Genomic DNA, 22,559 nt, shown 5'->3' with positions numbered 1-22,559 from the left:
TGCTACCGGGCCGCGCGCGGCATTTCGACGACCAGCGGTGAGCCGAGGTGGGTCGTCACGATCGTCCCCGACGGCAGCCTGACCTCGGCGCCCTTGGTGACGAGGACCTTGGTGGCGCCCGCGCCGCCGCCGACGCCCGCACCGATGGCCGCGCCCTTGCCACCGCCGATGATGCCGCCGATCACCGCGCCAGCCCCGGCGCCGATGCCGATGTCACGGGCGTCCTTCTTCTTGGTGCCCTCCGCCTCGCGGCGAATCGGTGCGGCAGCGATGTCGTAGCTGCGCGATCCAATCGTGACCGTGTGGAACCGCAGCGTCAGCGCGGCCCGGCCCTTCACCTTCGCACTGGGTTGCGCGAGGGTCACTTCGCCGTGGACGCGGGAACCGGCCGGAATCACGGGCTCGCCATCGACGATCACGTCGCGAACGATGCTGCCCGTGACCTTGTCCTCGACGGCGCTGGTGTCGGAGGCGACCGCGGTGACCAACGACACGCGCAGCGACGTATCGGCAGGCACCGTCACCATCCGCAACGGAGCCGGGCGCGGTGGCGCGGGTGCCGCTTCGGCAGTCCTGGCAGTCGACGCGGCGCCGACGGTCCCTCTCCCTTCGTTGCTGGCAGGGGCGATTGGCGGGGGCGGGGCTCCGGGAGGACGTGCCGCCGCCGCCGGACTGCCGGCCACGGCGTTGTCGGTCGAGCCGGCCGCTGCTGGCGTGGTCGCGCCAGGCGCACCCGCAGGCGGTGTTTCGGGCGGCGCCGGGTTCACGGACGCCTCGGTTCCTGACGCCGCGGGCGTTGCGGCCGGGGCCGCAGCGGTCTTTTCGCTCGGCGGCGTTTCACTGCGTGGTCCGCACGCGGTAGCCGCAAGGAGCATCAGTGCCGGCAGGGCCAGTCCAACGGGTGCGCGTCTCATGTCGTGTCGTCCTCCGTCAGGCGTGGCGTCGTCGGACGCTCGCCCAACCCATCCGTGCGACACATCGCCGGCTCATCGCCGGACGACCAGCAGTCGCAATTCGGTCATGTCCTCGATCGCGTACCGCGGCCCCTCGCGGCCAAGTCCGGAATCCTTCACGCCACCATAGGGCATGTGGTCGATCCGGTACGTGGGCACGTCATTGATCAACAGGCCGCCTACCTCCAGGCGGTCGAAGGCCGACAGGGTGGTTTCGATCCGTGTCGTGAACAATCCAGCCTGCAAGCCAAATGCCGAGTCGTTCACGGCGTCGATGGCTTCGTCCACGTTCGCGATGCGCTCGACGATGACCACCGGGGCGAAGGCTTCTTCGGCACAGACCTTTGCATGCCGAGCTACGCCGGTAAGGACGGTGGGTGCGTAGATTCGGTCTGAACGGCGCGAGCCACCGCAGAGTACCTTGCCGCCACCCTGGACGGCCTCGCGGACCCACGTTTCGATTCGGTCGACGTCATCTGCCGAGATGAGTGGCCCCACAGCAGTCCGCTCATCCATGGGGTCGCCGACGACCAGCGCCTCGACAAGGGGGACAAACGCCTCCAGCCACGCATCCCACGCCAGCTCGTGCACGTACACGCGCTGTACGGAGATGCAACTTTGGCCGGCGTAGCTGAACCCGCCGATTGCCACCCGCTCTGCAGCTGCGGCGACATCGGCGCCCTCGTCCACGATGACCGCCGCGTTGCCGCCGAGCTCCAGAACCACCTTCTTGCGGCCGGCGCGGGCCTTCATCGCCCAGCCGACTTCGGCCGAGCCGGTGAAGGTCAACAGGCGATAGCGGTCGTCCCTGACGAGGAGATCGCCGGTTTCGCGGGTCATCGGCAGCACGCTGAGAGCGCCGGGCGGCAGCCCCGCTTCGTGCATCAGGCCGGCAAGCGCCAGGGCCGACAGGGGCGTGCGGCTCGCTGGCTTGAGTACCAATGGGTTCCCTGCGGCCAGGGCTGGCGCGAGCTTGTGGGCCACCAGGTTCAGCGGGAAGTTGAACGGGGAAATGGCGGCAATCGGACCGAGGGGCACACGGCGCGTGAGGGCGAAACGGCCTTCGCCGTGCTGTGCGAGGTCCATGGGCACGACTTCGCCGGCGCCAGGGAGCCGCCGGGCTTCCTCGGCCGCCACCTCGAAGGTCATCGCCGCCCGGTCGACTTCTGTCCGGGCATCCCGCAGTGGCTTGCCGGCCTCCTGGACGATGCACCGGGCGAAGGTCTCCCGGCGCTCGCGGAGCGCGGTGCTCACCACGCGGAGGAGGCGGGACCGCTCGTGTAAGGGGAGGGCAGCCACGACCGGCGCGGCAGCGACGCACGCCCTCGCGGCCTCCTCGTACTCGACGGGACCGGCGGCCGAGACACGCGCCACCAGCGCATCGTCATAGGGGGAGCGGACCTCGACGGTGGTACGCGTCTCGCGAGGCGTGCCGGCCAGGAACAGTGGACGCAAATCGGCAGACATGTAGCTTGTGACGCGGCGACGGCCGCGGATGGCCCAGCCGTCCGGGCGGTTGCCCGGGCCTCTGACCGGTCGCTATACTGACATGAGGCACCTTCGCCCTCCGGGCTTTGGCGCCCCCAAGGGCCTTCAGGAGTCTTTCTTCCATGATAAATGTCACTTCCATCGCGGCCGAGAAGATCAGCGAATTGCTTTCCGACGAAGGCAAGCCGAGCGCCGGCCTGCGCGTGTTCGTCCAGGGTGGCGGCTGCTCCGGGTTCCAGTACGGGCTCATGATCGAGGAAGGCGAGCCGACCGCCGACGTCGACCGGATCGTCGAGTCCAATGGTGTCCGTCTGTTCGTTGACCCGATCAGCGTGCGCTATCTCAAGGGCGCCGAGGTCGACTTCGTCGACAACCTGTCGGGGGGAGGCTTCACCATCAAGAACCCGAACGCGAAGTCGACCTGCGGATGCGGGTCGTCCTTCTCGGTCTAGTTTCGCCCTCCTACCGCGGAGTGGCTCCGCGCGTCGCGTCTCCAGGTTCGGCGCGCCCGGTTACCTCGCGGCCGTCGATCCTCTGGCCTGATACGGTTTCGCGGGCGTGCCCATCATGCAGTCAGAGAAGACCACGGCAGCCTACGTCGACAGCCTGCGGCCGGCCGGCAGCAAGCGCTCCAGCAAGCGCGATCGCATCGTCGACGTCTTCCTGCGCCAGCAAGGGCATCTCACGGCCGACGACCTGGTCGACCTGATTCGCAAGGAGGATCAGCGAATCAGCCGGGCGACGGTGTATCGCACGCTGGCCTGGATGGAAGCGGCGGGCATCGCCCGCAAGGTGGACTTCGGCGAGGGCCGTTTCCGTTTCGAGCACAGCTACCGGCATCCGCGGCATTTCCACCTGATTTGCAAGGGCTGCAATCAGTCGATGGAGTTCCTCAGCTCGGACATCGAACAGATGATCGAGGAGGTCGCCGAGGCCCGCAAGTTCACCGTCACGCAGGCGGTCGTGCAGTTGTATGGGACCTGCGAGGCATGCACGACGGGACGACCAGCCACGACGAGGCTTGCGTCGACCGAGTCGCTGTTCGCGCGCGACGCGTTGCGGATTGCGATTGCCACCGAACGGTCGGGCCGTGAGTTTTACACCCGTGCCGCGGCCATGACCCGGGACGCGCGTGCCCGGTCGGTCTTCGAGCGGCTCTCGACCGCCGAGGACGATCATCTCGAGCGCCTGGAGGCCCGGTACAAACAGTTGCTCGCCGAAGAACCCGACCTCGAGTCACAGCCGCAGTTCCTCTTTTTCCGCGGCGCCGCCAACGGGTTGTTCTCCGCCGGGGTGGACGCGCTGCGCAACGTGACGGGCGACAAGGACGCGCTGATGATCGGCATCCGTTGCGAGCGCGGGTCGCATCGCTTCTTCAAGCGCTATGGCGAGAAGTTCGAGGATTCGGAAGGCAAGCGTGTCTTCCTCGAGTTCGCCGACGAAGAGCGCGATCACCTCGAGTTGCTGATTCGCGAGTACCGCATCCTCACCCGCAAGGACCAGGGCAAGGGCAAGGCGGGCGCGTGAGCGCCGACGTTCCCGTCGTGCAATGCACCGGCGTGATCAAGGACTACCGGGGCTTGCGGCCACTGCGCCTGCTCGACCTGCGAGTCCCGGCCGGCGAACGGGTCGTGCTCGGTGGTATCGACGTCATCGGCGCCGAGGTCGTCACCAACCTGATCAACGGAGCCACACTGCCTGATCAGGGCGAAGTGCGGGTGTTCGGCCAGGCCACACACGAGATCACCGACGGCGACGCATGGCTCGCAGGCCTCGATCAGTTTGGCATCGTCACCGCACGCGCGGTATTGCTCGAGGGCATGACGGTGCGCCAGAACGTGGCGTTGCCGCTCACGATCGAGATCGATCCCGTTCCCGACACCCTGCTGCCGCAGGTGGATGCGCTCGCACGTGAGGCCGGCATCGACGACAGTTGGTTCGATCGGATGGCGCACGAGGCACCGGTGCCCGTGCGGATGCGGATTCACCTCGCGCGGGCCCTGGCGCTCGCGCCGCGACTGGTGCTCCTGGAGCATCCGACCGCCGCGCTCGAGGCGGTGGACCGCCGGGCGCTGGCAGACGACGTCCGCCGTGTCGCAGACGCGCGAGCCCTGACGCTGATCGCGTGCAGCCAGGACCGCGAATTCGCCCGGCGCGTCGCCACCAGATACCTGCAATTGCACCCAGGCACCGGCGCGCTCAACCCCATGTCGCTCGGATGAAGACCCATCGTCGGCCCTCGTCCTTCGCCATTCGTCCTCCGTCCTTTCCTCCATCCTCCATCCGCCATCCTCCGTCCTCCGTCCTCCGTCCTCCATCCTCCATCCTCCGTCCTGAGTTCCTGAGTTCCTGAGATCCTGTTTATGCCGACGCTCCTGCTGTTCGACATCGATGGCACGCTGATCACCACAGGCGGCGCCGGCTACCGCGCCATCAAGCGGGCCGTCGAGATCACGATGGGTGTGGACCACGCGCTCGAGGGCATCCCCGTAGCGGGGCGGACCGACAGCATCATCCTGCGTGACGCGATGCGAGCCATCGACGGGCGTGAGCTCACACAGGACTTGCTCGATCGCGTACGCGAGACCTACATGGGGACGCTGCAGGCGGAGATCGAACTGGTCCAGGGCGGTCCGGGCGTGCTGCCGGGCGTGCGCGAACTGCTGGCGCGGCTCGCAGGCGATCCTGCGTTCCAAGTGGCGTTGCTGACCGGAAACTTCTCGCAAACCGCGGAGATCAAGCTCTCGTACTTCGACCTCTGGAGGGAATTCGCGTGGGGCGCGTTCGGCGAGGACGCCGTGGAACGCAATGACCTGCTGCCGGTGGCGATCGCGCGCTACCACGCACGCACCGGCCAGGACATCACCGCGGCCGACATCGTCATCATCGGCGACACACCGAACGACGTCGAGGTGGCGCGTGCCGGCGGGGCCCGGTCGGTCTGTGTCACCACCGGACAGTTCAATCGGGAAGCGCTTCTTGCGGCCGGCGCCGATGTCGTCTTTCACGACCTCAGCGACGTCGACGAAGTACTTCGCGTACTCGCAGGCGCGGGGGCACGCGTCTCCCCCTGATCGACAGCGACATTGGAAGCCAACGGGGCCCGGTGGCCCTCCCGGTCTTCAAAACCGGTGGTGTCCCGTCATGCGGGATGGCTGGGTTCGACTCCCAGGGGCTTCCGCCAGCACCGCCTGCGGCAGACCGCAGGCAACAAAAAGGGCCGGCATCACGAAGATGCCGGCCCTTTCCATATCAAGGCGACGCGTGGTGCGTTCCGTTACGCGTCGAGCAGTCTCACGTCTCCAGCCCGGGGCCCCTTGCCGGAGTCCTCGGCATTGAATTCGACTCGCTGACCTTCGCGGAGCAGCTCGAACACGGCGCCACGAACGGCGCTGCGATGGAAGAAGTGTTCAACGCCCGTCTCATCACGGATGAACCCAAAGCCCTTGTCGATGAGAAGGCGAGCGATTGTTCCCGACGGCATACCGTAACCTCCGATGTCCCCCTGCCGCGGCGTGCGGCGGGAGGCCCCGCGTGGCTGTGGGCAGCACATGCGGGAGTGGCTGCCGGAAGACTGGTGCGTCCCGTACGCATCCCGTCGATTCTTCCGGCGTGTCCGGGCAGCAAATGCAGGCTACGGTGGCACCGCCCACAACGGGTCCATGGCGACCCGCCCGCACACAGCTATCCGCCCCTGATCCTGCCTAACGATATAGTTTGGACGCTAATGGGGCAAGTTGCGTTCCGTCTTATGCCAGGAATTGTCCTGGCTGCAGGCCGTTCCTTACGGATGGGTCGGCCCAAGGCGCTCCTGCCGTGGCCGGCGACGCAGGAGCCGCTCGCCGTACATGTGATGCAGACATTACGCGAAGCCGGCATCGGCCCACTCGGCGTCGTCACCGGGGAGCACCACGACCTGATCGCCGCAGCGCTTGTGAGCGCCGACGTCGAGGTGCTTTACAACCCCCGACATCTCGAGGGACAGCTCGGATCGCTGTTGCACGGGCTGCGCTGGGCCTTCGCGCAGACCGACGGCGACTGGGCGCTGGCGACGTTGGTGGACGTGCCGCGCGTGCGAAGCTCGACCGTTCGGGCCGTGGCCCAGGCGCCCGTGAGCGCGGACGTGCGGGCGATTCGCCCGTTGTGCGACGGCCGGCATGGCCACCCGGTGGTCTGGAGGCGTGATGTCCTTGCGCTGCTCCAGGCGGCCGATCCCGCACAAGGCGCACGGACGATCATGCGGTCGCTCGCGGCACACGGCGCCGTGTGCGACATGCCGGTGGACGATGCCGGTGTGCTCAACGACCTCGATACACCTGAGGACTACGCGGCGCTGACGCGGGCGGGCGGACCGTAGAGTCGCCTGCAGCCTGCAGCCTGCAGCCTGCAACCTACGGCCTACGGAATACGGAACACAGCCTACGGAACACGGAGTACGGCTGCGAGACTGGGGATTCGGGATTCGGCGTACCGCAGCGTGTCCCTACAAATTGGGTAGGCGTCGAGCTTGCTCGACGCTCCGCCGACCGACGGCGGCGACGGTCGACCAAGGTCGACCGCTACATCCGCAAGCATCAAGCATCAAGCATCAAGCATCAAGCATCAAGCATCAAGCATCAAGCATCAAGCATCAAGCATCAGCATCAGGCATCAAAGTCGGCCCCGGAACCCGGTGCCCGGCTGCCCGGTGCCCCGCTACAGGTTTCGCAGCGCGAGTACTTCACGGGCGGGCGTTCGGTTGCCGTCGCAGCTGATGCGCCGCGGCGCGTCGAGCAGGCGCAGTGTGTAGCCGAGCGACTCGTAGAGGGCAAGGATCCGGGGCGTCGCCTGGTTGGCGAGTACGACCGGCCCGGGGTGTGCGGCAAGGAACTGCGCCGTTCGTACCTGATCGTCCCAGCTGAAGCCGCGCGCCGCGTATTGGCGGAACTCGACGTCGTACGGCGGGTCCGCGTAGACGAAGTCGTCGGGCGCGAGCGGCATCGCATCGAACTCCACGCAGGTGAACGACCACGATCGCAACGCGTCGCGGTAGCCATGCAGATCCGAGACGTACGGGATCGAGCGATAGCGCCCGAACGGCACGTTGAACTGGTTGCGCCGGTTGAAGCGGCAGAGCCCGTTGTATCCGGTCCGGTTGAGAAAGTAGAACAGCGACGCCTCGGCCGTGTCGCCGCCGCCGACCTCGAGCAACGCGTTGAAGCGCGTGCGATGCGCGTAGTAGAGGTCCCGGACGTTCTCGAGCGCGACGTCGACCGACAGGCCGCGCTGCACCCAGCGGTAGAAGTTCACGAGGTGCGGGTTGAGATCGTTGAGAAGCGCCGTCGCCGGGCGCAGTCCGAGCGGCACGGCCAGTCCGCCGCAAAACGGCTCGACCAGCCGTCGATGCTGGTAGCCCGCCCACAGCGGTCGGAGGACCGGCAACTGCCAGCGCTTGCCACCGGCCCACTTCAAGGGCGGCGTCAGCGGCGGCGGATCCATGGCGGTGGTCGGCATCCGGGGACAGGCTATCACCGCGAACTCTGACGAACGCCGTAGGGACGATCACTGACGAACGCCGAACGCCGAACGCCGAACGCTGAACGCTGAACGCCGAAGGCTGCAAGGACGACCGGCCTTGCCAAACTGCGTCGGTCCAAGGGGTAGGCGTCGGACTCCAACGATATTCACCGCCTACGGCCTGCGGGCTGCAGCCTACCCGGACCGCATATCGTGACTACCGGTGGCGCTGGCGCCATGGACACCTATCCGACGCGGGGCGGGACCGCCGGACACGTCCGGCGGCGCCAGCGGCTGCGCTTCCCGCTTCCCGCTTCCCGCTTCCCGACTCCCGACTCCCGACTCCCGATTCAACCGTAGGCGTCGAGCTTGCTCGACGCGCCGCCGACTGGCCCGGCGACGATCGACCAAGGTCGACCGCTACATTCATCAGGCATCAGGCATCAGGCATTACCGGATACCCGGTACCCGGTACCCGGTACCCGGATTGTCTCCGTGCTGCGATAATCGGTGGTCGTATGAGCGAGCCAGAGGACTTCCATCCGGAAGAGGATTTTGCGGCGCTGTTCGAGGCGTCCACACGAGCCAGCCGTTTCAGCAAAGGCCAGGCGGTCGAAGGCACGATCGTCGGCATCGGCGACGAGGTGGCCCTGATCGACATCGGCAGCAAGAGCGAAGCGGTGCTCGACGTCGCCGAGTTGAAGGACGATGACGGTGTGCTCGAGGCGGCGGTCGGCGACCGCATCTCGGCGGTCGTCGTCGACACCGTCGGTGGGCTGACCCTGTCGCGAAAACTCGTTCGCAAGGCGGCGTCGGACAAGGAAGTCGAGGATGCCTACCACGCCCGGATGCCGGTCGAAGGCGTCGTGCAGGGCGTGGTCAAGGGCGGCTACGAGGTGAGGGTCGGACGCAGCCGCGCCTTCTGTCCGTTCTCGCAGATCGACACCGTCCGCACCGAGACTCCGGAGGTGCATGTCGGGCAGACCTACACGTTCCGGATCACCGAATTCAAGGACGCCGGCCGCAACATCGTCGTCTCGCGCCGGGTCGTCCTCGAGGCCGAGCAGCAGGCGCGGGCCGAAGAAGTGCGACGGACGATCGTGCCCGGCGCCGTCCTCACGGGCCGCGTCGTCTCGGTGCCCCCGTTCGGTGCCTTCGTCGATCTGGGCGGTGGTGTGCAGGGGCTGCTCCACGTCTCGGAAATGGGGTGGTCGCGCATCGCGGACGCCTCCGCGGTGGTCGAGGTCGGCGACGAGATCACGGTGAAGGTGCTTCGGGTGGACGAGGCCACGCAGAAGATCGCGCTCGGCCTGAAGCAACTGGCCGAGGATCCGTGGACGAAGGTGGCCGGCAGCTACGAGGTGGGGCAGGTGCGTCCGGGCCGCGTGACGCGGCTGGCGGAGTTCGGTGCGTTTGTCGAACTCGAGCCGGGCGTCGAAGGGCTTGCCCACGCCTCCACGTTCCCGCCGTCCTCGCAGCGCGGCAGCTGGCGTCGCGCCGTGCAGGTCGGCATGACCGGCGCTTTCCAGGTGCTCAGCGTCGACCCCGACAAGAAGCGCATCGGCGTGACGCTCATGCCCGAGGGCACGACGTCAGCCAGCCTGGCCGCGGAGGCTGCCGATCAGGCCGAGGCGACGTCGCGTGCCACCGTGCCGCAGGTCGCTGGTTTTGGTTCGCTGGCCGACAAGCTGCGCGACGCGCTGAAGCCTCGCTGAACTTCGGCTCGCGCGCCGCACTGCGGGGCCGGTCCGGCCACCCGCGGCGCATGCGATGGGGTGCGACCTGACCTCAGGGCCGTGCGCTCGGCGGCCGGAATGGTGCCAGGTCATCCCAGATCTGCTGCAGCACCTTCGGATCGATCGTGGTCGTTTCGCGCTTGTCTGGTTCCTTCTCCGAGTACACCTCGAGGGTGACACCGCCGCAGTGGGGGCCGATCGCATCGGCACCCAGCACGTGGAGTCCTTCATGGATGGCGTCGGTCTCGGAGATCCGCCGTTCGACGATGAACGGATGGACCGGCGTCACTTCACTGGTCCCGCAGAGTACGCGCATGCGTGCGACACCCGGGGTGAAATGCTTGATGGGGGGGAGCGCCATGCCCTGCGTCATCGCCGCGCCGCGCGCCACCTTGACCCACAGGCTCTCGACCTGCTTCGGCGTTGCGCGCACGAGCAGCACCGAAGGGTGATCGGCGACGTACGACGACCACTGGCCGAAGTCCATCGTCTCCTGCATCCCGGCAAACGCGATTGCCGGCGTGATGAAGGCGATCTCGAAACTGGGCGTGGTCGCCTTGTACCCGTTCAGGCTGCCGCTGCGACGCTTCGCGCTCTCCCGCAGGACGGCCTCACTCACGACCTGGGTCGGTTCCACCGGCAGCAGCGTGCCGGTGGGCGGCACGGCCCCTGTCGTCTTTGCCTGCGCCGTTGCCAGCATGTCGCACACCACCGACACGGAGACCAGGCCGGTGTTGTCCTCGCCGATGCTCGTGTCGGCGCTGTCGCCCTTGACCGACGTCAGGCCGACGACGGTGCCGTCTGCCGCGAACGCAGGCCCGCCCGCACTGCCGACGTCGAAGTCGAATTCCGCCGCGAGGACGCCACCGGCGACACGTCGCATCGTGCCTGGCGCCGTGGTGGGCTGTCCAAAACGCGTCGTGCCGATCGCGGAGACACGCTGGCCACGTTCGAGCAGCGGCCGCGCGTGGCCGTCGCAACCAAACGGCACTGGCGTTCGCGGCCCGAGTGACGCCGGATCGACCCACAGGATGGCGAGATTCCGGGCGGTGTCCGATGCGATGACGCGTGCCGACACCTTCACGGTCGGCGTGAACTGCACCTCCACGTTCGTGGCGGTGCCGACGACACGTTGGGCGGTCGCGATGAGACCAGTAGCGGCGATCACGGTGCCGGATGCGTGCGTGCTGGGTGTCCAGAGCGAGACGACGCTGTCCTGCCACTTGATCAGCAGTTCCCACTGGTCGACCTTCGGTGGTGTTCCAGCGGACGCCGATTCGGTACTGGCCGTGCCGACGTCGGCATTGCCGGCCGTGAGTGCGAGCGTCGTGTCGCCACCTCCGGCCACGTCGACGACCTGGCGCCACTCGTAGGCCTTGCCCTGGAACACGAGCGGTTCCTCGGACTCGACCGTGTAGTTGCCTGGGGGTAACGTCACGCGGGCGGTCCCGTCGCGCGCGGTGACGACGCGCCATGGCGCCCGGCTCGCCGGGTTGTCGCTGACGAGGAGCGCGTGGCGAGGCACCGGCGTGGCGGCGCCGTCGCCGCCGCCGATCGTCACCGAGATGTAAAGGACGCCGACAGCCTGCGCGCCGGCCGCGTCACGACGGGCAAGGACGAGGCAGGCGAGTGCGACGAGGCCGACGAGTGATGCCGCGGTACGTCGCCACCCACCCATGAACCCGAGTCTACCGCGTCGGTTGCCTTGCTCCTGCGTCCGCCGCGCTGGTGCGGATCCGAATTCCGTCTGACTCTCCAACGCAATCCGTTCGGACCGGCGCTCTACGCAGTTTAGAGAGGCAGGGGAACGCACACCCCTCCAGGAGTCGGATCATGGTGCATCGAGCTCTCGCCCTCTGCATTCTCGCGGCAGCCTGGCCCGCGGCCGGTCAGGAGACCGCCTCATTCAGCCAGCCCACGATCGCGAGCGTCGCACCGGCGTCCTCCACGCGGCTCTCCCTTGCGGACCAGGAACAGTTCCTGCTCAGTGGGGGCATCGAGCAGGTCAAGGGAGTGCGCAAGGGGGTCACGGGCACCCAACGGGCCACGCTCTCCGACGGCGCATTGACGCACGACGCCAGCATCCAGACCATCGACGAGTCGAAGCCTCGCTACGAGACAGCGCGTCGCCTCGAGTTCAACTTTCGTGACTACTGGGGTTACAACGTCGCCGCCTACCGGCTTGGGGTCATGTTGGGAATGGACATGATTCCGCCGTCGGTACTGCGGCCATTCAGGGCGCAGAAGGCGGCGTTCACGTGGTGGGTCGACGACGTGATGATGGACGAGATGGAGCGGCAGAAACAGAAGGTGTCGCCGCCGAACATGGTGCCGTGGAATGCGCAACTGCACATCTTGCGGGTGTTCGACGAACTGATCGCCAACACCGATCGCAACCAGGGCAACGTGCTCATCGACAACCGGTGGAAACTCTGGCTGATCGATCACTCCCGCGCCTTCCGTACCTCGAGCGATCTACACAAACCCCGTTCGATCCGACGCTGTGAACGCACGCTTCTGGCGAAGATGAGGACACTCACGCTGGAGGACCTGCAGGCGCAGCTGAACGACTATCTGACCGAGCATGAGATCGAGTCCATCCTTGCGCGTCGCGACAAGCTCGTCGCGCACGTCGAGGGCCTGGGGCCGTCGGCTCTCTACGACTTCATCCAGAAGTAGGCGAGGCGCTTGGCTGGCGCGTCAGCGCTGCTGCGGCGCCGGGGCTGATGGTGGCCAGATGGCGCGCTGCTCCATCCAGCCGTCCAGCGTCGATCCTGCGGGTTCGAGGGCTCGCGCCGCCCGGAGGTAGTTCGTCAGGTCCGGCTTCGTCGGCACCTGCAGCAGGGTGCCACGGTGCCGCACGGACACTACGTCGCCCTTGATCTCGAGCGACGAGCGCGGGCCGCCGTACACCGCGGAGAGGCCGACGTCGTTGAGGATCACCTTGCCGCCGAAGCGAGGCAGCACGACTCCCGGCGCGACCGTGTGACCGATCACGATGCGGGAGACCCCGTGACGGGCCAGCAGCGCATCGACATGCGCGGCGAGGTCGGTCTCAGGGCCGAGCGCCAGGCCGCGATACCACAGCGGCCCCTCCTCGTCGGTCAGCATTGTCTCGGCACCCGGCGTGTCCGAGGCGAGGGCCGTCTTGATGCGGGTGTTGATCTCGTCGGCCTGCAGCGCGGCGTACTTGGGGCTGATCCCGCCGTGAAGCAACAGCGTGCTGCCGATCTTCACCACCGTGTCGTGCTGGCGTAGCCATCGCCCGTACTTGCCCAGCTTGCTGAACGCCTGGGTCAGCTCAACCCAACCGAGCGGCTTGTCGGCCATCCATGCAGATCTGTAGAGGGGATCCTCGCGACGTGCCGGGTCGGCGTTGGCAAGGAATACGCTCTCGCGCAACTTCTCGGAGTTCAATGACCTGTAGGAGGCGTATTCCTCCGGCGTCACGTACCGCAGGTCACCCAACATGTTCATGACCTCGTGGTTGCCGAGGAGCGCGTGCACACGACCGCCGGCCCTGCGTGCCTGCTTCTCGAGGTCGGTCAGGAGGTCCATCACCTGCCGCGAATTCGGTCCGCGATCGGGCACGTCACCGAGTTGCACGAAGATCGCGCTCCCGCCCTTCCAGGCCCGACGGCTGTCGATCACGCCGGCATCCACGAGGGTGTCGACCAGCGCGGCCAGGTCGCCGTGCACGTCGCCCACCACGACGATGCGGGATGGCGCCTGAGCAGCCGGCAGGCCAATGCAAGCAAGAAGCAGCAGCGCGGCGAGGACGCGTTTCATCGTGGTTCCGGCGAGGACGCCAACGCGGACTGCCGGCAGAACTCCGCGAAAGCGTCGATTATGCCGTGAAGACCGGCCCTGTCTCACCAACCAGCCATCCGGCCATGCGCCGCGGCGGGGGTCGCTGGCGGGAGGCTCGACCCCTTCGGGGGTTGGGCTATGGCCGGGACGTGTTGAGGTCGTAGAGCGCTTTCGGCCCGAGCGACTCGACCAACCTGACCAGCGCATCGCGCCGCGCCATGAGGGCCTCGCGTTCCGGCGTCGTCAGGTAGTCGCCGAGTTCCTCGTCTACCGCCTTGCGCGTCAGCGCCTTCATCCGCATCAGCAGTTCACGGTCGCAGCGTCGCACGTGGATCGGCGAACGCAATGACTCCTCGAGGCGGAAGGCGCGTGAATGGTCGATGAGCCACAGCTTCCAGTCGCGGTCGATCAGCATGTTGCCCTGGTTGCGGTCGGTATTCGCGATCAGTTCGTCGAACACCCGCATCACGTGGACCTGGGCAGTCCAGGAGGCGGGGGCCGGAGGCGCAACCCGCTGCGCAGCCCGTGCCCGCTCGTCCATCAGCACCCCGTCCACCCACCACGTGAACGCCGCCGGACGAGAGTTGAAGTGGCGGGCTACCGACACCGGGATGTTGTCCAGCCCGAGCATGACGCCGAGCCGGTACGCGGCCACGTTGTAGCCCCAGAAATCCCGGAAGTTGAGCTCAGTCCGCCTCGCCGACTGGAACATCGCCTTGGACTCGTCGATGGTCTGGATGCTGGCATCGTGCGCGATACGGCCTGAGGACAGGGCGGCTCGCTGCGTCCCGGTGACACCGGCCTTCACCCCGCGCACCTGGCGGATCGGCGCCGACCGGAGGAACGCCTCCTGCTCCAGACGGTTCGGGTGGCCGAACGACGGCACCACCGCTGCCGGCATCGGCACGAGCGGGCCGTCCGTCATCGCCTGGAAACTCGTGGTGGACGCCATCAGGTCCTGCCCGCGGGCCGGACTCCCCTGAAGTACCAAGGTGAGCAAGGCTGCCTGGCTGATGGGGCGGAGGACGTTGCGGAAGCAGGGCTGGTTGGTCATGTCTGCTTACGCGCGGATGGCTGCCCAACGGGCTCAGCGGCCTGTCAGGCGGCCCTGGAACGGGTTGGTGCGCACCGCGACCTGGCATAGGCTGCGCGCATGTCGATGCCGTGCTCCCGGTTGGTCGCGCGCGTGGCGTGGCTGCTCGTCGCCCTCTGCCTTGCGGACCGCTTGTCCGCGCAGACCCTCCCAAGGCTCAAGGTGTCCGAGAACAGGCGCTTCCTCGTGACCGCCGACGGCCAGCCATTCTTCTGGCTCGGCGATACGGCCTGGGAGTTGTTCCATCGCCAGACGCGCGACGATGCCGAGCGGTACTTGCGCGATCGCGCGGAGCGGCGCTTCACCGTCATCCAGGCCGTCGCGCTTGCCGAATTCGATGGCCTGGGCACGCCCAATGCCTACGGCGAACGTCCGCTCGTCGACAACGACCCGACCCGACCCAACGAGGCGTATTTCGCGCACGTCGACTGGATCGTGCGCACCGCCAACCGTCTGGGCCTCTACGTCGGCCTGCTGCCTACATGGGGCGACAAGTGGAACAAGAAATGGGGTGTCGGACCGGAGATCTTCACCCCCGCGAACGCGGAGGCCTACGGCCGCTGGCTCGGCGCGCGCTACAAGGACGCGGGTGTGATCTGGATCCTCGGCGGGGACCGACCGATCGAATCCGAGGTGCACCGCGCGATCATCGAGGCCACCGCGCGCGGCCTTCGTGCCGGTGATGGCGGGTCGCACCTTATCACCTTCCACCCCACCGGTGGGCAGGGCTCCGCCCAGTACTTCCACGATGCCGACTGGCTCGACTTCAACATGCGCCAGAACGGTCACACGCCGGAGTACACGGGCAAGTACGACCAGACGCGCGTCGACTACGCTCGCACCCCGATCAAGCCCGTGCTCGACGGCGAGCCGATCTACGAGGATCATCCGGTCTCGTTCAACGCCAAGCAGATGGGGCACTCGATCGCCAGCGACGTGCGCCGGCCGCTGTATTGGGACCTCTTCGACGGCGCGTTCGGCCACACGTACGGCCACCACTCCGTCTGGCAGATGTGGACGCCCGATCGGCAGCCTGTCAACAATCCGCTATTGGCGTGGCAGGAAGCTATCGCCCAACCCGGGGCCGCGCAGATGCAGCACGCGCGGGCGCTGCTGGAGTCGCGTCCGTTCCTGACGCGCATCCCCGATCCGACGGTGCTGGTCGACACGTCCATCGCGACGGCCATGCCGGGCACGGGGCGCTATCACTTCGCTGCGACGCGCGACGAGGACGGGACGTATGCGATGGTCTACGCTCCCGTCGGGCGCACGTTCCGTGTCCGGATGTCGGCGATCACTGGCGCGACGGTGAACGCCTGGTGGTTCAATCCGCGCACCGGCACGGCGACGCGAATAGGCGAGTTCCCCAACACCGGCGAACGTGCCTTCATGCCGCCAGACGCCGGCGAGATGCTCGACTGGGTGCTGGTGCTCGACGATGCAGCCAAGGGCTATCCGGCTCCAGGTACGCGCGTGCCGCGCTGATCACGCCAGCGCCATGGCGACGCACGAGGTCAGCAACGGGTCGCCGAAGCGTACCGGATCGCCGACCTTCGCGCCGGGCACGGGGAACAGCCGCGCCGACAGCGGCTTGCGCAACCGTGCCGCCATGGCCGCGACGTCGCCGATGGTCCGCGCCAGCACGTCCTCGCGCACATCACCGGCCAGCGGCACCACGTCGAGGCCTGTCCCGCACACCGACGAATAGAGCAGCAGATCGCGGACAGAGTAGCGCCCCTCTGCCGCCCGCATCGCGAGGATGGGATCCTCGAGCACAGGCAGCATCAGGCCGGCGTAGCCGCAGGTCTCCACCGAGAGTGACTTGAGCGCCGCAGTCAGCGTCGAACAGGCTGCGAGGGTCCCGGCGCCGCCGAACAGGCCTTGTCGCAACGCTTCGATCACCAGGCCGATGCTGCTGTCGAGGCCGGGCGCCGGCGAGGGGTCGAGACCGCCATAGCGCCAACCCTCCGCCTCGGCAGCGGCCCTCGCGAGCGCCGCCACGGGAGTCAGTTCGCGGTCGAGCACGACGCGCATGCGTGCGTCCGGCGTGTCCCCGGCCGTCGTGTCCGCGAGCGCCGAGAGCAACAGGCGCGGCGTCTCGCAACCGACGGCGAGCGACGCCGGGCCGTCGTGCCACGCGACAGGAAAGAAGGGTGTACCCGATGGCACGCACGCAGCCGCTGCGAAGCGGAAGTTGGCGATGCCGCCAGGCACCGCCGCGGTCAGGACGCGAATGATCTCTGCTGCGGTGCGATAAGTTCCGGGCAGAGGCCGATAGTCCGGCGTGGCGACCATGACGCTGAAGCTCGTGACGCGTGTCTCTGTCACGAGATGCATGGCCCATGTCGCCAGCATCCGATCCGCGCGGTCCTCCATCAGCACCGGTCCGAGACTCACGACCGCGCCACGCCCGGCCACCAGCGTGTCGAGCGCGACCAGCGCTGGCCGTGCCGCGTCGCGTGCCTCCTGCGTCATGGTCGCGATCAGGGGCGGCAATGCGATACGGATCGTCTGCACTTCGTAGCCGGCGGCGACGCACCTATCGCGCGCCCGCGTCAGCCCGTCGAATGCGGCCCGCACCGGCGCGAGGTCGTCCAGCGTCGTGAGCGGTACGCCTGCCGTCAAAGTACGGATCCGCAACAGCCGCGATGCACTGGCCGCTCCCACCGGCGATTGTGGGCGGGCAGCGACCGCCAGCGACGATGCGCTCAGCGCGCCGAGGAAGTCACGCCGGGAAGGACGGGCGCGGGAGCTGCGTGTGGGCATCCGCAGACGATACCAGCCCGACCGTATTCAGCGAGAATGGACGTCAGTGATGCTGCCGCCAGAGACTCTCCGACTCCTGATCGCCGCACTCGGCGGCGCCGCGATTGGCGTCGAGCGGCAGTGGTCCGGCCACGCCGATGGTCCCCATCCGCACTTCGGGGGCATCCGCACGTTCACGCTGCTCGGCCTCATCGGCGGCCTGGGCGGCTGGTTGTGGACGCTGTCCGCATGGTGGCTGGCCGTCATGCTCGTCGCTGGCGCCATCATGGTCGTGATCACAGGCTACGTGCGCGTGAGTGCGGTCGACGTCGATGGCACGACCGAGGTCGCGGCGCTCGTCGTGATTGCGGCAGGCGCCTTGTCAGGCCTGGGCCAGGTGCAGGTGGCGAGCGCGGTCGTCGCGGTGTCGAGCCTGTTGCTGGTAGAGAAGACGCGGTTGCACGGCTGGGTACGGCGCATTGCCGACATGGACCTGCGCGCGGCCGCGCGCTTCGCCGTCATGGCGCTCGTCGTGCTGCCGCTGCTTCCGGAAGGACCATTCGGGCCGCTCGGCGGCGTGCGTCCACGCGAGTTGTGGGCACTGGTCCTGTTCTTCTCGGGCCTCAGCTTTCTCGGGCACCTGCTGCGCAAGGCCGTGGGCCCGGGACAGGGCTACCTGCTCAGTGGCGCGGCAGGTGGACTGCTGTCCTCGACCAATGTCACGTGGACGTTCGGCCGCCTGAGTCGCACCGACCCCGGGTTGTCACGGGCACTCGGCTTCGGCGCCGTGGCCGCAAACGCGGTGCTCTATCCGCGCGTGCTGGCGGCCACTGCCGTGCTCAACACGCCGCTCGTTCCCGTGCTCGCGCGCTACCTCGTGGCGCCGGCAGCCGTGGCAACGCTCGTGGCCGTCGCTGGCGTGATCGCCGCCCGTCGCGATGTGCCGGCCGGGTCGCACGCCGCCGAAACGTCCAATCCGCTGGCGCTCGGGTCCGCGCTGCAGATGGCGGTGCTATTCCAGGCGGTGCTGATGCTCGTCCACCTCGCGCGCGTCACTCAGGGAGCGAGCGGTGTGTTCGCCAGCGCCGCCGTGCTCGGCCTCACCGACGTCGACGCATTGACGCTGTCGATGGCGCGCGATGTGGCGCGATCGATCTCGCTCGAGACCGCCGCCACCGCCATTGCCATCGGCGTGCTTGCCAACACGCTCCTCAAGACCGCGATCGCCACGGTATTCGGCTCGATGCCGTTCAGGGTCATCGCCGCCGGAGCGCTCGTCGCGATGGCCGTCGCGTCCGGTGTGTCACTGTCATGGCTGCGCTGAGCCGGATCGCCTACTCCTGCCACCGCGAGATGGCGTCCAGCACGCGTGCTGGGCTCGTCGTGTACCACCCGTACCCGTACTTGCGCTCGGGCACGATCTCCGACAGGTCGTAACGCACGATCGCATCGCGATTGCCGAAGATGGCGCGATTGGTACGCAGTTCCGAGAAGCGCGGCCAGAGTGGCCCCGCGCCGGGACGCGCGATCAACTCGCCCTTCTCGTACGCGTAGCCGTGCATGGCCGTCGCCCGGAACCACACGACTGCAGCGTCCACCGCCGCACGGATTGCCGCGTCGCTGCGCGGACGCGTCATCAGCAGTTCGACGATGCGGGCACTGGCGGCGGCGTCGACCCCTGTGTGCTCGTAGGCGCGGGCGCCGACCGGCGCGAGCGTGAGCGCATCGTGCTGTGCGCCCCATGCGGTGTGGACGCCATCGACGCGTATCTGCGCCGCGAGCACACACGCGACGCCCCTCGCCGCGCTGGCCCGAGCGGCCTCGCGCTGCTCGGGCGCGACGATGCGATGACGTCCCTGCGCGATGGCGTCCAGCAGGCCGATCACATTGGCCATTGCGTCGTCGTTGAAGGTCGCGGCGTCGTGATAGCTGCCGGCCAGGGGATAGACCTGCGGCCAGCAGCCATTGGGGTACTGGGCGCGCAGGACGTACGCCAGGCCGCGCTCGAACGCGTCCCGGTCCGTGGTTCTGCCAGCCGCATCGAAGACTCGCGAGATGAACTGCATCTGAGTTGTGGTGGCGTCGTTGTCGAAGGTCGCCACGTACGACCAGTCGCCCTCGGCGCTGTAGCCCTGACCCGGCTGGCGGCTGCCGCCCGTGAAGTCGAGGCGCTTCGACCATCCGCCCGACGGCGTCTGGTAGCTGATGACGACGTCGGCAATCCGCCGCGCCTCGTCGGAGGCGTACCAGGCGTCACCCTTGTCGAGCCACGGGTCCATCGAGCGGCCCAATGGCGCGCGTGCCAGGGGATTGGTGCCGAGCCCGCGCAGTTCGCGATCCAACGCCGCGTGATCGACAGCGCGCGCGGCGTCCGACGCCTCGAGATATGCCGTCCACGCGGGGCGCTGCGCCACCGGCAACGCGGCGACGCGCTCCGCCGTCAGGCGGGCAGGAACCTTGTCAGCGGTGGCCTCCTGCGTCTCCGCCGGTGCCAGCAGGGCGCCTGCGAGGACCAGTGAAGGGGCAAGTCGCACGAGCGTCATCGTGAGGATCTCCCGCGTCAGGCGCTGCGCCGCCAGGGGCGCGCCGGCGCTTCGGAATGGGTACGTGTCGAAGGGTAGACTAGCCCCGCATGCGGCTGCGGGCATTCTTCGTTCGAATTGCTTTCCTTTCGTTGTCGATCGCCGGCGTCGTGGAGGTCGGACGCGCCCAGGCGCCCACGGCCTGGACGATCACGGGTGCGCGAGTCGCGGACGGCACTGGCGCCGACCTGCACAAGGCGAACGTGCGGGTGGTGGGCGACACCATCGTCGCGATTGGTCAGGAGCCACCGCAGGCGGGCGACCGCACGGTTGATGGCACCGGCCTCGTCCTCGCACCGGGTTTCATCGACGTCCACAATCACTCGACCGACGGCCTCGCCACCGACCCAGAGGCCCCTTCGCAGATTGCCCAGGGCATCACGACGCTGCTCGTCGGGCCCGATGGCAGTTCCCCGAAGTCGATTGCCGATTACCTGGCAGCGCGCCGTGCCAGCCCCGCGACCGTGAACGTTGCCACCATGGTCGGGCACGCGACCGTGCGGCAGCAGGTGATGGGCGACGACTACCGCCGAGCGGCCACGTCCTCCGAAGTCGAACAGATGGCTACTCTCGTCGATCGCGCCATGCGCGAGGGCGCGATGGGGCTCTCATCGGGCCTTGAATACATCGTCGGCAGCTACGCGACGACCGACGAGGTCGTGGAACTCGCGAAGGTGGCGGCCCGGCACGGGGGCGTTTACATCTCGCACATCCGCGACGAGGCAGACCTGACGATGGACGCCGTCAGGGAGACGATCGCCATCGGCGAGCGCGCGGGCCTGCCCGCGCAGATCACGCACATCAAGCTCGGCACGGTTGGCGTGTGGGGCAAGGCCAACGAGGTGGTCGCGCTGGTCGAGGCGGCACGCGCCCGCGGGGTGGACGTGACCGCTGATGCCTACCCCTACCTTGCATGGCAGTCGAACCTGAAAGTACTGGTGCCCAACAAGCAGTACAAGGATCCGGCGAGCGTGAAGGAAGCGCTGGACGATGTGGGTGGCGGCAAGAACATCCAGTTCACGCGGCTGGCGCGATTCCCACAATACGTCGGCAAGCGGCTGAGCGAGGCCGCCGCGGCCGAGGGCGTGAGCGAAGTCGAGTTCTTCATCCGGATTGCTGACGACGAGGTCGGGATCATCGGGCATACGATGGCCGAGCCGGATCTGCGTGCGTTCTATCAGCAGCCGTGGGTGATGGTGGCCAGTGACGGCGGCGTCGCCAACAACCATCCGCGCGGTGCCGGGACGTTTCCGCGTGTGCTCGGCCGACTCGTGCGTGAGCAGGGCTGGCTGACGCTGCCGGAGGCGATCCGGAAGATGACCTCGCTCCCGGCGGCCCGCCTCGGCCTGTCCGATCGTGGACGGATTGCTCCCGGCGCGAGGGCCGACCTCGTGCTGTTCGATCCGTCGACGATTATCGACCGATCCACGTTCGAGCAACCGCGTGCACTGCCGGAGGGCGTGCGCATGTTGTGGGTTAACGGCGTGCTCGTATGGCGAGACGGGGCGGCCACTCAGGAGCGTCCCGGCCGCGTGTTGACGAGGTGACGAACGCGGGAAGGTAGGGCCCGTTCTCCGAACGCGGCCCAATGTAGGCCGGGCTCGGCCACCTTCGCACAACGCGCTTCGGCGCCCAGGGAGAGCCGGCCCTACCAATCGGAGAGTCGGCCCTGCCAACAGCGGTACCATCGTCCACGCTTTCGGTGCCCGGTGCCCGGTGCCCGGTGCCCGGTACCCGGTACCCGACGTCCGAATCCCCGACTCCCGACTCCCGCCTCCGATAGGAGCTAGCAGTGATCGTCCCGCGCACGTCCCGCACCGAGATCATGAACAAGCTGCGCGCCAAGGTGGCGCAGCGGATTCCCATCCATATCGCCAGCGCTGGCAGCGGCCTGGTCGCCAAGCTGCTCGAGGCAGCGGGCGTCGATTGCGTGAACACGTTCTCTGGAGCGCGGCTGCGGGCCAACGGCATGGGCACGATGTCGATGCTCTGGCCGATTCTCGACTCCAACAAGCAGACCCTCGACTACACCCGCGAGGACATCATGCCGGCGATGAAGGGCGACGCGTTCGTGTGCGCCTGCCTCAATGCCAACGATCCGCTCAAGGACATGCGCATGGTGCTCGACGACTGCCTGCGCATGGGCGTGTACTCGGTCTCCAACATCGGACCGTCGATTTCCTACGTAGACAAGGGCAGCGAGATCCGTAAGGTGCTGACGAGCGCCGGCATCACCCTGCAGAACGAGATCGAGCTGCTCAGGCTCGGACGCGAGATGGACATGGTGACGATCGGGCTGGCTTTCGACGAAGAGGACAGCATGCGCCTGGTGGAGGACGCGCAGCCCGACATCTTCTGCTTCCATGCCGGTACCACCAAGGGTGGTCTGCGCGGCTACGACTCGGGCGAGACGATCGAGGAGACGGCGCGGCGCACCGAGGAAGCCAACGAGAAATTGCGCCGGCTCAAGAGCGACATCATCCTCGTGGCGCATGGGGCCGCGATGGAGTCACCGGCCGACGCCCAGTACATCCTCGATCACACGAGTTGCGAAGGCTTCTGGACCGGCTCGTCCACCGAGCGCCTGCCGATCGAACGCGCCGTCTCGGCCGCGGCGAAGGAATTCCAGGCGCTTCGCTTCCCAGACAACCGGTAA

At 67.8% G+C, this 22,559-nt stretch carries 20 protein-coding genes and 1 tRNA gene; 12 read left to right on the top strand and 9 right to left on the bottom strand.

Features of this window, described 5'->3' with window-relative positions:
• Positions 1-2: 2 nt before the first annotated feature.
• Positions 3-914 (bottom strand): YMGG-like glycine zipper-containing protein, encoded by a 912-nt coding sequence (locus LuPra_RS34050; protein ID WP_110173983.1) that lies wholly within the window; start codon positions 912-914, stop codon positions 3-5.
• 72 nt (positions 915-986) lie between these two features.
• Positions 987-2,408, bottom strand: a complete 1,422-nt coding sequence (locus tag LuPra_RS28900; RefSeq protein WP_237050746.1) for an aldehyde dehydrogenase family protein — start codon at positions 2,406-2,408, stop codon at positions 987-989.
• A 155-nt stretch (positions 2,409-2,563) separates the two neighbouring features.
• Between LuPra_RS28900 and erpA the strand changes: the two genes are divergently transcribed.
• From erpA to LuPra_RS32395, 5 genes are all read left to right on the top strand, one after another.
• A complete protein-coding gene (gene erpA, locus LuPra_RS28895) occupies positions 2,564-2,893 on the top strand; it encodes an iron-sulfur cluster insertion protein ErpA (RefSeq protein ID WP_110173981.1) in 330 nt (109 codons plus the stop codon).
• Between the two features lie 115 nt (positions 2,894-3,008).
• On the top strand, positions 3,009-3,968 hold the full coding sequence (locus LuPra_RS28890; protein ID WP_110173980.1) for a transcriptional repressor: 960 nt from the start codon (positions 3,009-3,011) through the stop codon (positions 3,966-3,968).
• The gene (locus LuPra_RS28885) at positions 3,965-4,663 is read left to right on the top strand and encodes an ATP-binding cassette domain-containing protein (RefSeq protein WP_110173979.1); all 699 of its coding nucleotides are present in this window, start codon (positions 3,965-3,967) and stop codon (positions 4,661-4,663) included. The genes LuPra_RS28890 and LuPra_RS28885 overlap by 4 nt, the downstream gene beginning before the upstream one ends.
• Positions 4,664-4,804: 141 nt before the next feature.
• Positions 4,805-5,515, top strand: coding sequence for an HAD family hydrolase (locus LuPra_RS28880; RefSeq protein WP_110173978.1), 711 nt, complete (start codon positions 4,805-4,807; stop codon positions 5,513-5,515).
• A 14-nt stretch (positions 5,516-5,529) separates the two neighbouring features.
• Positions 5,530-5,625, top strand: a tRNA-Sec gene (locus LuPra_RS32395).
• A 93-nt stretch (positions 5,626-5,718) separates the two neighbouring features.
• Here LuPra_RS32395 and LuPra_RS28875 read toward each other — a convergent pair.
• On the bottom strand, positions 5,719-5,925 hold the full coding sequence (locus LuPra_RS28875; protein WP_110173977.1) for a cold-shock protein: 207 nt from the start codon (positions 5,923-5,925) through the stop codon (positions 5,719-5,721).
• On the opposite strand from LuPra_RS28875, the gene LuPra_RS34165 reads away from it, so the two are divergent.
• Entirely contained in the window at positions 5,839-6,798 is a 960-nt protein-coding gene (locus tag LuPra_RS34165; RefSeq protein ID WP_110174917.1) for a nucleotidyltransferase family protein, read from the top strand. The two genes, LuPra_RS28875 and LuPra_RS34165, sit on opposite strands and share 87 nt — an antisense overlap.
• A gap of 338 nt (positions 6,799-7,136) precedes the next feature.
• Here LuPra_RS34165 and LuPra_RS28865 read toward each other — a convergent pair whose 3' ends face one another.
• Positions 7,137-7,934: a DNA adenine methylase gene (locus LuPra_RS28865; protein WP_110173976.1), complete on the bottom strand. Its 798-nt coding sequence runs from the start codon at positions 7,932-7,934 to the stop codon at positions 7,137-7,139.
• Positions 7,935-8,455: 521 nt separating this feature from the next.
• On the opposite strand from LuPra_RS28865, the gene LuPra_RS28860 reads away from it, so the two are divergent.
• On the top strand, positions 8,456-9,652 hold the full coding sequence (locus LuPra_RS28860; protein ID WP_110173975.1) for a 30S ribosomal protein S1: 1,197 nt from the start codon (positions 8,456-8,458) through the stop codon (positions 9,650-9,652).
• A 73-nt stretch (positions 9,653-9,725) separates the two neighbouring features.
• Here LuPra_RS28860 and LuPra_RS28855 read toward each other — a convergent pair whose 3' ends face one another.
• A complete protein-coding gene (locus LuPra_RS28855; protein WP_110173974.1) occupies positions 9,726-11,351 on the bottom strand; it encodes a S1 family peptidase in 1,626 nt (541 codons plus the stop codon).
• Positions 11,352-11,506: 155 nt separating this feature from the next.
• On the opposite strand from LuPra_RS28855, the gene LuPra_RS28850 reads away from it, so the two are divergent.
• Positions 11,507-12,352 (top strand): hypothetical protein, encoded by an 846-nt coding sequence (locus LuPra_RS28850; protein ID WP_110173973.1) that lies wholly within the window; start codon positions 11,507-11,509, stop codon positions 12,350-12,352.
• A 21-nt stretch (positions 12,353-12,373) separates the two neighbouring features.
• Here the strand turns inward: LuPra_RS28850 and LuPra_RS28845 are convergent, their stop codons facing one another.
• Entirely contained in the window at positions 12,374-13,462 is a 1,089-nt protein-coding gene (locus tag LuPra_RS28845; protein WP_110173972.1) for a metallophosphoesterase, read from the bottom strand.
• Positions 13,463-13,619: 157 nt separating this feature from the next.
• The gene (locus LuPra_RS28840; RefSeq protein WP_110173971.1) at positions 13,620-14,537 is read right to left on the bottom strand and encodes a hypothetical protein; all 918 of its coding nucleotides are present in this window, start codon (positions 14,535-14,537) and stop codon (positions 13,620-13,622) included.
• A gap of 99 nt (positions 14,538-14,636) precedes the next feature.
• Here LuPra_RS28840 and LuPra_RS28835 point away from each other — a divergent pair, with 99 nt between their 5' ends.
• On the top strand, positions 14,637-16,061 hold the full coding sequence (locus LuPra_RS28835; protein ID WP_234800601.1) for a glycoside hydrolase family 140 protein: 1,425 nt from the start codon (positions 14,637-14,639) through the stop codon (positions 16,059-16,061).
• Here the strand turns inward: LuPra_RS28835 and LuPra_RS28830 are convergent, their stop codons facing one another.
• On the bottom strand, positions 16,062-17,342 hold the full coding sequence (locus LuPra_RS28830; RefSeq protein ID WP_110173970.1) for a DUF711 family protein: 1,281 nt from the start codon (positions 17,340-17,342) through the stop codon (positions 16,062-16,064).
• A 49-nt stretch (positions 17,343-17,391) separates the two neighbouring features.
• Between LuPra_RS28830 and LuPra_RS28825 the strand changes: the two genes are divergently transcribed.
• The gene (locus tag LuPra_RS28825; protein ID WP_110173969.1) at positions 17,392-18,645 is read left to right on the top strand and encodes an MgtC/SapB family protein; all 1,254 of its coding nucleotides are present in this window, start codon (positions 17,392-17,394) and stop codon (positions 18,643-18,645) included.
• 10 nt (positions 18,646-18,655) lie between these two features.
• Here the strand turns inward: LuPra_RS28825 and pelA are convergent, their stop codons facing one another.
• Positions 18,656-19,864, bottom strand: a complete 1,209-nt coding sequence (pelA, locus tag LuPra_RS28820; protein ID WP_110173968.1) for a pectate lyase — start codon at positions 19,862-19,864, stop codon at positions 18,656-18,658.
• 89 nt (positions 19,865-19,953) lie between these two features.
• Between pelA and LuPra_RS28815 the strand changes: the two genes are divergently transcribed.
• Together LuPra_RS28815 and LuPra_RS28810 are read left to right on the top strand one after the other, a co-directional pair.
• Positions 19,954-21,450, top strand: a complete 1,497-nt coding sequence (locus tag LuPra_RS28815; protein WP_110173967.1) for an N-acyl-D-amino-acid deacylase family protein — start codon at positions 19,954-19,956, stop codon at positions 21,448-21,450.
• A gap of 245 nt (positions 21,451-21,695) precedes the next feature.
• Positions 21,696-22,559, top strand: a complete 864-nt coding sequence (locus LuPra_RS28810; protein WP_234800600.1) for a phosphoenolpyruvate hydrolase family protein — start codon at positions 21,696-21,698, stop codon at positions 22,557-22,559.

The sequence above is a fragment of the Luteitalea pratensis genome (assembly GCF_001618865.1).
GTDB lineage: Bacteria > Acidobacteriota > Vicinamibacteria > Vicinamibacterales > Vicinamibacteraceae > Luteitalea > Luteitalea pratensis.
Note: the sequence above shows the minus strand (reverse complement) of the source record. Positions and strands in the feature narration are given on the sequence as shown.